Annotated in this window: 9 protein-coding genes, 1 tRNA gene and 2 other RNA genes; 1 reads left to right on the top strand and 11 read right to left on the bottom strand. The window is 45.4% G+C overall.

Annotated elements, in window-relative coordinates; translation table 11 throughout:
* The first annotated feature begins 91 nt into the window (after nucleotides 1–91).
* Nucleotides 92–685 (top strand): YigZ family protein, encoded by a 594-nt coding sequence (locus COT43_02295; GenBank protein ID PIS30173.1) that lies wholly within the window; start codon nucleotides 92–94, stop codon nucleotides 683–685.
* A 36-nt stretch (nucleotides 686–721) separates the two neighbouring features.
* On the opposite strand, the gene ssrS is transcribed toward COT43_02295, so the two are convergent.
* The 11 genes from ssrS to COT43_02240 all read right to left on the bottom strand — a co-directional run.
* A non-coding RNA gene (ssrS, locus tag COT43_02290) (6S RNA) lies at nucleotides 722–896 on the bottom strand.
* A gap of 128 nt (nucleotides 897–1,024) precedes the next feature.
* Nucleotides 1,025–1,837: a nucleoside triphosphate pyrophosphohydrolase gene (locus COT43_02285; protein PIS30172.1), complete on the bottom strand. Its 813-nt coding sequence runs from the start codon at nucleotides 1,835–1,837 to the stop codon at nucleotides 1,025–1,027.
* The gene (ybeY, locus tag COT43_02280) at nucleotides 1,830–2,300 is read right to left on the bottom strand and encodes an rRNA maturation RNase YbeY (GenBank protein PIS30171.1); all 471 of its coding nucleotides are present in this window, start codon (nucleotides 2,298–2,300) and stop codon (nucleotides 1,830–1,832) included. Before ybeY ends, COT43_02285 begins: the two co-directional genes overlap by 8 nt.
* Nucleotides 2,301–2,303: 3 nt before the next feature.
* Nucleotides 2,304–4,637, bottom strand: coding sequence for a hypothetical protein (locus COT43_02275; protein PIS30170.1), 2,334 nt, complete (start codon nucleotides 4,635–4,637; stop codon nucleotides 2,304–2,306).
* Between the two features lie 68 nt (nucleotides 4,638–4,705).
* Nucleotides 4,706–5,698, bottom strand: coding sequence for a 3-oxoacyl-ACP synthase (locus COT43_02270; protein ID PIS30169.1), 993 nt, complete (start codon nucleotides 5,696–5,698; stop codon nucleotides 4,706–4,708).
* Between the two features lie 17 nt (nucleotides 5,699–5,715).
* Nucleotides 5,716–7,428, bottom strand: coding sequence for a single-stranded-DNA-specific exonuclease RecJ (recJ, locus tag COT43_02265; GenBank protein ID PIS30168.1), 1,713 nt, complete (start codon nucleotides 7,426–7,428; stop codon nucleotides 5,716–5,718).
* Between the two features lie 11 nt (nucleotides 7,429–7,439).
* Nucleotides 7,440–7,816: RNase P RNA component class A (gene rnpB, locus COT43_02260), an RNA gene on the bottom strand.
* On the bottom strand, nucleotides 7,815–8,612 hold the full coding sequence (locus COT43_02255) for a hypothetical protein (GenBank protein ID PIS30167.1): 798 nt from the start codon (nucleotides 8,610–8,612) through the stop codon (nucleotides 7,815–7,817). The genes rnpB and COT43_02255 overlap by 2 nt, the downstream gene beginning before the upstream one ends.
* A gap of 113 nt (nucleotides 8,613–8,725) precedes the next feature.
* Nucleotides 8,726–8,799: transfer RNA gene (locus tag COT43_02250), tRNA-Val, on the bottom strand.
* A 106-nt stretch (nucleotides 8,800–8,905) separates the two neighbouring features.
* Nucleotides 8,906–10,324: a hypothetical protein gene (locus COT43_02245; protein PIS30166.1), complete on the bottom strand. Its 1,419-nt coding sequence runs from the start codon at nucleotides 10,322–10,324 to the stop codon at nucleotides 8,906–8,908.
* The coding region (locus COT43_02240; GenBank protein ID PIS30165.1) for a hypothetical protein at nucleotides 10,312–10,614 on the bottom strand (303 nt) is incomplete at its 5' end. The genes COT43_02240 and COT43_02245, both read right to left, overlap by 13 nt.

Raw genomic sequence — 10,614 nt, 5'->3', positions numbered from 1 at the left:
GGAATTCATTTTCTGATGATTCAGTACGGACAGAAGTCTATTACGAAGAAACTGATGATATTAAAATGACCGATAGGATTTATTGAATGAGATTATCGTGTTGAAACAAATCGTTAAAAATTGCACTTATCAGACCAAAATCCAGAATTCCAAATTCATTGCTTACTGTACGAAAGTCAATTCTGCTGAGACGGTTCGGAAGCGCATTGCAGAAATCGAAGATGAACACCGAAAAGCCGACCATATTTGTTGGGCGTACCGCATTTTTCAGAATAACGATGTCGTTGCGCACAGTTCGGATGCAGGAGAACCGCATTGTTCCGCGGGTCCGCCCATTCTGTCCGCTATTGAAGGAAGAGAACTGGTTGATGTGGTTTGTATCGTCGTTCGTTATTTCGGTGGTAACAAACTGGGAATCGGCGGATTGATTCGAGCTTATGGAAGCACGGCGGGAAAAGCGCTGGATCAATCCGGAGCAGAGGGTTATGAAATCATGACGGCGCTAGTTATTGGATCGCCAATGGACAAATACTCCGATGTTATGCGAATTTTGCGGAAATATTCTGCGGAATTCCAGCAGGGATTTGATGACCGATTGATTACTTTTACGGTGCGGATTCCCTTGCGAAAGCGTGAAGATTTATTAGCGGATTTGAGAAGCATTCCGGAGATTCATTTCACTTAAGTCTTGGATCACGAATCAAACGAATTTCCTATAAAATTCATCCTGCAATGAACAAAAGCGGAATTAGGGGAACCGCATCGTAACGGTGGGCACCTCCCAAGTGTATCAAGTTTCCTCAACAAGGAGGCATGCTTTACTCACTCGGAGTACAGTTCCCAAATTAGTGGTGTTGGTTCCAATAATTTTATCCGCAATGCCACTGCAGGATTGAATTTCAAATAACTTTTTATTCATACCTAAGAAGAATATAAACTTAAAAACGGTAGCCGTCAAGTAGTATTTATGAAATGATGATCAAGTGGTTTGGAGTAGATTCGTAAGTATTGTAAATAAAGAGGCTTATTCCGTTTTTGTCTGAGAGTTGGAATCCGGCGGATACTGACTTTCCTTTTGCTTAACGTCATTCCAGACCTGATCCATATCTGCTAGGGTGGCGTTTTTCATTGATACGCCGCGCGAGGCGAAATCCTCTTCGACCTTTTGAAAGCGGGTGATGAATTTCTTCACGTTTTTTCGCAATGCCGCTTCGGGATCGAGGTTGAGAAAGCGGGAGAGATTGACGATAGCAAAAAGCGTATCGCCAAATTCTTCGATGATATGTTCGTGATCTCCGTTTTTAACCGCTTCGTCCAATTCCTGCAATTCTTCCTTTGTTTTCGCCCAGACTTCCGAAATGTCATCCCAGTCGAAACCGACTTGTGCGGCTCTTTCTTGCGCGCGTCGCGCCTGAAGTAAAGCCGGAATTGTTTTGGGAAGACCTTCCATGAGAGATTTTCGGCCTTCCTTCAATTTGATCTGTTCCCAATTTTGTTTGATTTCTTTCAGATTTACTTGGACGTTGCTGAAGATATGCGGGTGTCGGCGGACTAATTTTTCGTTGATTGAGCGTATTGAATCGTTCAGATTAAATGCCTGTTCCTCTTCGCTGATCTCAGCCTGAAAAACGACGTGGAGAAGTAGATCGCCGAGTTCTTCCTTCAGTTTATCTGGTTGATTATCCTGAATCGCTTCGAGAACTTCGTAAGTTTCTTCGAGGAGATATGGCGTTAGCGATTTATGTGTCTGGGCTTTATCCCACTCGCAACCATGATCGCCGCGAAGGGTTTTAACGATATGCACCAGATTGTCAAATTCTTTGCTGGTTTCAGTCATTATTTTTAGAAGTGGGTTTAGAACGATTACGGTAAAGCCGTGTCGTATTCATTTGGTGAAGATAAAAGTTCTGGAGAGCGAACATCTGTTTAGAGTTTCGCACCGTGTCATCATTATAGCCAAGAAGGTGAAGCAGGCTATGAATGAACACATTAGCGAGTTCTTTTTCAAAATCGCATTTGATCTTTTGGGCATTTTCCCGAATCCGATCGATGCTGAGATAAATTTCTCCCTCGATGGGTTCGCCCGGTTCGTTATAGTTAAAACTGATTGTATCGGTGATTAGGTCTTCGCCGAAATATTGCTTTTTCAATTCATTTAATTTGGCATCGTCTGTAACGATGACGCTGACGCATTTAATGGCGATTTGTTCTTTGCAGGCAATGTGATAAGCCATGCGTTCGAACGCGGGTTGCAACAAAAAGAGAGGTGGAAATTCGTTGATGATCTTGATGCTTGGCATATATCAGGTTTTCCGCGATGGAGATGAACTGTTTTTTTCGTTTTTCATCTGGTTTTCCTGACCGGGATATTCGATCCGGAGATGATGAATTCCCTTGAGAATGGGTAAAATTCCCACGTTGGTTTTAATGTCTCCCTTGATTCGTTTGAGATCGGCGAGCGTCAATGGGCATTCGTCGAATTGTCCTTCATTCAGACGTTTTTCGATGATCATGTCGATAACTTTTTCGATACTTCCGATCGTTGGTTTATCCAAAGAGCGTGAAGCGGCTTCGATCGTTTCGCAGATCATGACGATGCCGGTCTCTTTTGTATTCGGTTTCGGTCCAGGATAGCGAAAATCAGAATCATTAACGTCTGCGGGATTTTCTGCCTGTTCTAATGCCTTGTTATAAAAATACTCGATGCGAGTCGTGCCGTGATGTGTCGAAATGAAGTCGGCGACGATTTTAGGCAATTTAAATTCCGCGGCAAGGCGTATGCCTTCCTTGACGTGATTGATGATGATGAGCGCGCTGAGATTCGGCGCCAGACTGTCGTGTTTATTTAGATCGTACGATTGGTTTTCGATGAAATATTCCGGCTTGGTTACTTTTCCAATATCGTGGTAATAAGCGCCAACCCGCGCGAGAAGCGCATTTGCCCCGATCGCATCCGCCGCGGCTTCGGCTAAATTTCCCACGGTGACGCAATGGGTGAATGTGCCGGTTGCTTCCTTGGAAAGCAGTTTAAGCGCCGGGTGATTAAAATCCGCCAATTCCAGCAACGTTAGGTCGGTCGTTATTCCAAATGCGCTTTCAAACAGGCCGATCGTTCCGTATGCCAGGACGGGGGAAATGACGCCATTGATTCCGGCGTATAATAAATGGTTAAGAATTTCTTTCGATGAAGAAAACCGGAGCATTTCCGTTAGGCAAATGCTTACCAAATAGGCGGCGACGATGATCAGGATGGCGCGGAAAATTTGGCTTCGCTGGCGCAGTTTGCGCACTGAATAGATCGCTAATGAACTGGCAAAAATCGAGGTGATGATGAAGTTGATATTCCCGCCCAATTGTGCGCCGACGATTACTGCCAATGTCGAGATGCCGACGAACGCAATCTTGCTGTCAAATAAAATCGTTAATGTAATGGCGGCGAACGTGATGGGAACGATGTATTCCGAAATGGCGAATTTCTCAACGAAAATCGATGTTAGAAACGTTTGAATGAGAAAGATGATTCCGATGAGTGTAATCATTTTCGCGCTATGAATGATGGAGGATTGATATGCGGAGAGATAAATCAGAAAAAACGAAAAGATGATTCCGATCATTGCCGCCTGTCCGAAAAACAAAATGGGATCTCCAACTATCGGTAGGGTTTTTCGTAAACCACCGCGGATATTGGAGCGTCTGGCGCGCTCTTTCAGCAGAGAGTCAAACTTCCGAAAAATGTCGGGTGTTACTCGCGTGTTGGCGTCGACGATTTTTTCGTTCTCGAGGACGACGCCTTTGCTGATCGGTACTTTGCTTAGCATTTCTTTCTGACGTGCATCGGTAATTTCGCGCTGAAAGATCAGGTTGGGTTTAATGAACTGGATGATAATTTCGTAGCTGAAATTGACAATCTGCTCGTCGTCCGGATAGCGGGCATTAAGCATTCGCTTTGCTTTCGTCCATGTTTCTTCTAAAGATAGCACGTGCGATGTTTCTTCGAGCAACTCTTCGCCTTTTTGCTGAATGGAAATTTTCTCCGAAGTGATTTCCTGCTTGGGAATGTCAATAATGAGTTGATTGTATAGGTCAATTAAAATTTGGCGAATTTGGTTTGATAAAGCCGGTGTCAGTAAAGATTTTGAGTTCGCTGTCAAGGTTTTTTGAAATGGGGAATTTTGTTCAATCTTATGTTGATTTTTGAAGCGTTCGATTAATGATCGGTAAACGCTGGAATCGGATTCGAATTGGGAATGTGGTTCGTTGGATTTTCGGGATTCTTCCAATCTGTTTTTAGCAGATTGAAGCGCGTTGATTTCCTCTAAAAACCGGTTGAGATACCGAATCTCAGCTTCATCAATGCTCTCGTCTTGAATAAAAACGAACGGAACTTTTTTTAACGCCTCATTGCGATCATCAGACAGTTCTTTATCGCTTTTTAAAATGGGAAAATCGAAAGGCGCAATGACTGGCATCCGCGTGATGTCGTTGACTTTATAATTCAGCGTGCTGTAGTGTGCTCGCGGGAAACAGAGCGCCATCGCAATGACGATCGAAATAATTAGTAAAACAGTCCCGGTTTGCATCCAAGCCTTGCGACGTTTGGGAATTTGTTTCAATGTGCGAAAGTGGGCGGTCGCCATGCTTGTCAGTTTTCGTTTTGGATTAAGTTGTTTCGGATCATCGGTGCCGATATAAATTTAGTTAATGACTACCATTTGATCAAAGCGGAAGCCCATGTGAATCCAGACCCGAAGGCGGCGAGAACAATTCGGTCTCCTTTGCGAAACCGTTGTTCGTTCAATGCGTCGTACATGGCGAGCGGAATGGAGGCGGCTGTCGTGTTCCCGTATCGGTGGATGTTACTGTACACTTTTTCCTGTGGGATTTCGAGTCGCTGGGCGACGGCTTCGGTAATACGCTGATTTGCCTGATGTGGGATGATCAACGTAATGTCGTCCAGCGTCAAAGAATTCGCATTGATTGCAATTTTGATGACTTCCGGGAAACGTGAGATAGCGTGCTTGAAAACCTGTCTGCCGTTCATTTTTGGATAAATTCTTCCCTCGGCAATCATTTCCGGCGTAATGCGTGGTGAGCGGTCGCAAATCGGTGCGTCAACCCATAATTCTTTCGCAAACCTGCCATCGCCGAAAAGATGCGTGGAGAAAATTTCGCTTTCATCTTCCGAGCGACTGATGATAATCGCACCGGCGCCGTCGCCGAAAAGGACAGCAATGTCGCGTCCTTCCGTCGTCATGTTCATCCCGACTGATTGAACTTCGACGCCGACGAGAAGAATGTTGCGGTATTGACCGGTTTTAATGAATTGGTCGGCGATGGAAAGACCATAGATAAAACCGGAGCACTGAACTCTCACATCAAGCGCCGGAACATTCGGAAGTTCGAGCAATGCCTGTAGAAAACTACTTGTTCCGGGAAATGAGTGCTCGGGAGTAGTTGTGGCGACAATGATCAAATCGATGTCGGAGTTCTGAAGCCCGGCGTTCTGAATCGCCTCACGCGACGCTGGAAGCGCTAAATCAGACGCGCCGGTTGGTTGCGTGACAAAGCGGCGTTCGTGAATGCCGGTGCGCTCGACAATCCATTCGTTGCTGGTGTCCATCATTTTTTCAAGATCGAAGTTGGTAACTACATTTTCCGGAACATACTTTCCAATGCCGGAAATTTTACTTTTAAACATGAAGCAAAGCCCTCCAATTAATAATGAGTCGATTCAGAATAACGTATGTCCTTGATACTGAGTTGGATTTCTTTATTTCCATTCCATTCGTTTTCTTCAATTACAAAAGCCATATCCAAAGGTCGATTACTGATTAACATCTCGTAAAACTCGCCCATCTTCCAGCCGATGGCGCCGAATACGGTGCGATCTTTGGAGACTTTAAATTTCAAGTGTTGTTCGCCGACGATCCGCGGCATGCCGTGGATTTGAAGGTTTCTTGCGACGAATACCGGTCGCATATTTCCCGGTCCGTACGGCGACATTTTATTCAGATAATCCAGAACTTCGTGGTTGATTTCGCTGAATTGGATTTCGGTGTCGATGTAAATTCCCGGAAAAAGCATTTCGTCAGTTATCGACTTTGCCGCAATAGTTTTCAAACGGGAAATGAACGCTGGTAGGTTTTTTTCGCTAATTGTTAGCCCCGCCGCCATTTTATGACCGCCGTAATTATCAAGCAAATCCGAACATTGGCTAAAAGCGGCGTAGAGGTCGAATCCGTGAATACTACGTGCGGAACCGCGACCGATGCCGTTTTGAAAGGCGATCATGACGACTGGTCGATTGTAAGTTTCTTTGAATTTGCTGGCGACGATTCCAATGACGCCGTGATGCCAATTCGTATCGGAAAGGATTAAAATTTTATCGCTATCCAGATCGTGCGTTGCGTTGAGTTGAAGAATAGCGCTATTGATCGTTTCGCGTTCGATGCTCTGGCGGTTTTTATTTTCCTGCTCGAGTTCTGCGGAAAGAGCGTTTGATTCTTCCTGATTGAAAGAGGTCAGAAGTCGGACGGCGCGGGTAGCTTCGCCCAAACGTCCAGCGGCATTGATTCGCGGCGCGAGACCAAAGACGATATTTACGACGTTCATCTTCTTGTTTTCAAAGCCCGACACTTTTACAAGGGCTTGCACGCCAATTTTCTGGCTCGCGTTGAGAGTTTCGATTCCTTTAGCAACCATTGTCCGATTTTCATCTAAAATAGTAACGATGTCAGCGGCTGTGCCAATTGCTACAAGATCTAAATGTCTATAAATATCCTCAAGAGGCAGATTGTTGTTAATGAGAAATCCTTGCAGGAGTTTAAACGCGACACCAGCGCCGCACAAATCTTTGAATGGGTAAGAGTCATCTCCGCGTTTGGGGTCCAGAATAGCCGTAGCCGGAGGCAAAGTTTCGCTCGGTTCGTGATGGTCGGTAACAATGACATCGACATGATTCTGATTGGCATATTCGACTTCGTTGTTAGCATTGATGCCGCAATCGCAGGTAATGATGAGTGAAGCGCCTTCATGGATGGCATAATCAATTCCGTGTTTTGACAGCCCGTAACCCTCTTTATCGCGATCAGGAATGTAGTAAGAAATTCTAAATCCGATTTCCCGCAAGGAGAGAAAAAGAAGCGAAGTCGCTGTCGTCCCATCAACATCGTAATCGCCGCATATCACGACACTTTCCTTATTCATCATCGCTTGTTCGAGTCGGGTAACGGCTTTTCTCATGTCTGTCATCAGAAATGGATCATGCAAATCATCGAGACTTGGATTGAAGAACCGGTCGATCGCGTCAGGGTTGGAAAAATTTCGGTTTGCCAGCACGGCGGCGATGACATGCGGTAGATGCCTTGCGGTGGAAATTTCCCTTACTATTTGAGGCTTTGCAGGTGCGAAAATCCAATTCTGCTTCATGATCACAATAATAGTGAAGTTGGTCTATAAGCCGAATTCTGTGCCCCGATGAATCGGGGCGGCAGTCATTTATCTACGCTCAGCGTTGCCGCTGAGGTTAAGCGATCTACCCGGGAAATTGTAGGAACGGGCTATTCCATTTCCCTGCTTGATCTTGCTCCGGGTGGGGTTTGCCCAGCTCCCGATTTCGCAATCGGGACGGTGCGCTCTTACTTTGATCCCGCTTAATTGCAGGACGCACCATTTCACCCTTGTCCGCCAGAGGCGGACGGTATCGTTTCTGTGGCGCTTTCCTTCACTCACGCGATCCCGTGTTACGGGACACCCTGCCCTGCGGAGTTCGGACTTTCCTCCCCGATCGGATCGGGGCGACTGCCCGACCAACTTCAGAATATTTCCTCCTCGTTTAACGTGCGATTTTCACTGGACTTGTCCTGATACAACATTCGACCGCAAAATTCGCAACGGATGATTTGATTTCCAGATCTGATTTCAACGGCTTTCTGAGGTGGGACTATCTTGTGGCAACCACTGCAAAAAACCTGCCCTGGAATATATTCAACATTTCCCTTTTTATCTACTTTTTCTTCAAACATCTGGTGAATGGACACAACGGCGATGCCTTCTTTAGCATTGGCGATGCGATCGTATTCACGAATATATCTTAACGGAATCATCTCCAGAATGTTTTCCCGCTCTGCCATCGCTTTTTCATAGGCTTCTTTTGTGTACTGGTTCATTTTTTCCAACTCTGCCGCTCGGACTTCCAATTCCTTAGATTTTTCTTGGCGGCTGAGAGTTTTGGATTTGATTGATTCCTTCAATTTGTCCGTTTCATCCGAGAGTGTCAAAATTGTGTACTCTGATTTATCGATATTTTGTTTTATTTGATCGATCTCAAAGGTCAGAGCATCGTATTCTTTGTTGGATGTGACGAGATAGAGTTGATCCTGAAATTTTGTCAGACGTTGTTTATCATCGGCTATCTGACTATCAAGACGGGTCATTTCGAGTGTGATTTCTTTTTGACGTTTGGTGTCTGCGATCAGCTCTGTGTCCAGCTTCTGCAAAGCATGTTGAAGCGTCTCGACGACTTGCGGCAAATCGCCTTTTTTCTGTTTTATCTCAAGCAATCTGAGGTCAATTTTTTGAAGTATAACCAATCTGCTGAGTTCAGTTAACATATTTCCTCCAATTCTCTTGTGTAAAAATGAAAATTGCACCTAAGGCGGTGCAATCTTTATGTGTTATTTGGGTCTGATCTTCTGCTACTTGTCTCAAAACCTTGCCTTCCAAGTGGGCGATATCCGATTTGAACGGATGGCCTTCCCGATGTGAACGGGATGCTCTGACCAACTGAGCTAATCGCCCAGCATTAGTAAAAATAGCTCTATTCATAAATAGCGTCGAAATTTATCATAATCCGACGACTAAATCAACATCAATGATTCTGATTTGTTTGGGAGAAAAGAATTTATCAGGAATAGGAAGTGTGTTTTGATTTTGCCGTGATCCAATCGACTCCCGTTATCAGAAGTGACAGGAAAAATCCGACAAAAAATGGCTGAATGTTCATTAAATAAACCGGATCAGTCATCGTTCCGCGCTGGATTCCAATAGCCAACCATCCAAGCGTTCCCAAAAATGATACGATCATGCTCAAGAAAGCCGCTTGTGATCTCAGTCGCAACTTCGGAACAAAATTCGCGATGAGCGGGATGAACAGTGCCGGCACACAAAGCGAACCGATCAGATACCAGATTTTAACGACGGATGGGAATAACCATACCAATAAGGCCGAACAAGCGACGGTCACAACCAGCCCGATTTGCGTATAGTGATTGATGTTGCCGCGTCCGCGAATTCTCCAGACGAAATCGCGTCCAAACGTAATTGCTCCGATGAATGAGTTGGAGTCTAGAGTGGACATGATTGTAGCCAAGAGGGCAATGAAGAAAATTCCCCGAAAAACGACCGGTAAAATCTGTCCACCCAGCGTTGGGAAAGCCATTAGCGGCTCGATTTCCGGAAATATCGCTCGGGCATATAATCCCGCAGAAGTTGTGAGAAAATCGAATATCGCCCAAAACACGACAGAAATTAGAATGCCGTATTTGGCGGTTCGCGGTGATTTTGCCGCTGAACAGCGCTGGTAAAATCCCGCATCAACAAATGTCCACAACGCGATAAAAAACCAAACGATGATCGTCTGAATGCTTTGACCACCCGTTGGTGATAGATGCGACGGCGGTAAATTTGCTTTGAGGAATGACCAGCCTCCAAATTTGGCGAACAGAGCGACGACCAGAATAGCGAATCCGGCAAACATGAGAATAAACTGCAAAATATCGGTCATGACATCTGAGCGCAAACCGCCGAAGAAAACGTAGAAAGTCGAAAAAAGTACCGCAACCGCGAATCCCCACCAGAATGGAATTCCGAAAATGGAGCGAAACAATAGAGCGGTCATAAGAAAATGTGAAGCGGGTGTAACTAAAATAAAAACGAAGAGACTGCCGACCAAACCTGCGCGTCGTCCGTATCGGTTGGTCAGCAAATCTGGAATCGTGTAAGTCATGCTCTTTTGGATGCGGGGTGCGAGAAAGAAGGCAAATGCGATCGCGCAAACGTAATAGGGAAGTCCTTGCGTGATCCAGCTGAGAATGCCGAATCGATGTGTAAATTCGCCAATTCCGAGAATTCCGCCGTACCAAGTTGAAACAAGTGTTGCAACGAAAGCCGGTAACGACAGTTTTCTGCCCATCAATAAATAATCATCGACGTCGTTCCGATAGCTTTTTGCAAAACGAAGCCCGACGAATAAAACGCCAAAAAGATAAGCGATCACGAGAATTTGATCGACTGTCCCGATATGAAAAGCGTTCAAATCGCCCATCCAATTTTTACGATCAATAAAGTTCCATGCGTTATCTCGATGATCACATTGTCAAGAACGGCTGAATTGCTTGCGCCACGCGAACCTTCGCCCAATGTTTCAGCGACGAGAGGAAATTGTAAGCCCCGGGTCGAAACGCCGAACGCGCGAGGCCAGCCGAACAAGGAAACGGTCTGCCCCAGAAAAGTGGGGAATCGGTGTGATTCTCCGACAAGAAAGAAGAATTCGGAGGTTTTCGACCAAAAAGTGATCTCTGCCCGACGACAATATTTTTTAGCGATTTGAAGCGT

It is taken from the genome of Candidatus Marinimicrobia bacterium CG08_land_8_20_14_0_20_45_22 (assembly GCA_002774355.1).
In the GTDB taxonomy this organism is placed as follows: Bacteria; Fidelibacterota; UBA2242; order UBA2242; family UBA2242; genus 0-14-0-20-45-22.
The sequence above is the reverse complement of the archived record's forward strand: the minus strand, read 5'-3'. Positions and strand labels throughout refer to the sequence as shown.

Coding starts and splice junctions, on each gene's coding strand:
- COT43_02285 (PIS30172.1), bottom strand. CDS start 1,837: ATGACTGAAACCAGCAAAGAATTTGACAATCTGGTGCATATCGTTAAA.
- ybeY (PIS30171.1), bottom strand. CDS start 2,300: ATGCCAAGCATCAAGATCATCAACGAATTTCCACCTCTCTTTTTGTTG.
- COT43_02275 (PIS30170.1), bottom strand. CDS start 4,637: ATGGCGACCGCCCACTTTCGCACATTGAAACAAATTCCCAAACGTCGC.
- COT43_02270 (PIS30169.1), bottom strand. CDS start 5,698: ATGTTTAAAAGTAAAATTTCCGGCATTGGAAAGTATGTTCCGGAAAAT.
- recJ (PIS30168.1), bottom strand. CDS start 7,428: ATGAAGCAGAATTGGATTTTCGCACCTGCAAAGCCTCAAATAGTAAGG.
- COT43_02255 (PIS30167.1), bottom strand. CDS start 8,612: ATGTTAACTGAACTCAGCAGATTGGTTATACTTCAAAAAATTGACCTC.
- COT43_02245 (PIS30166.1), bottom strand. CDS start 10,324: ATGGGCGATTTGAACGCTTTTCATATCGGGACAGTCGATCAAATTCTC.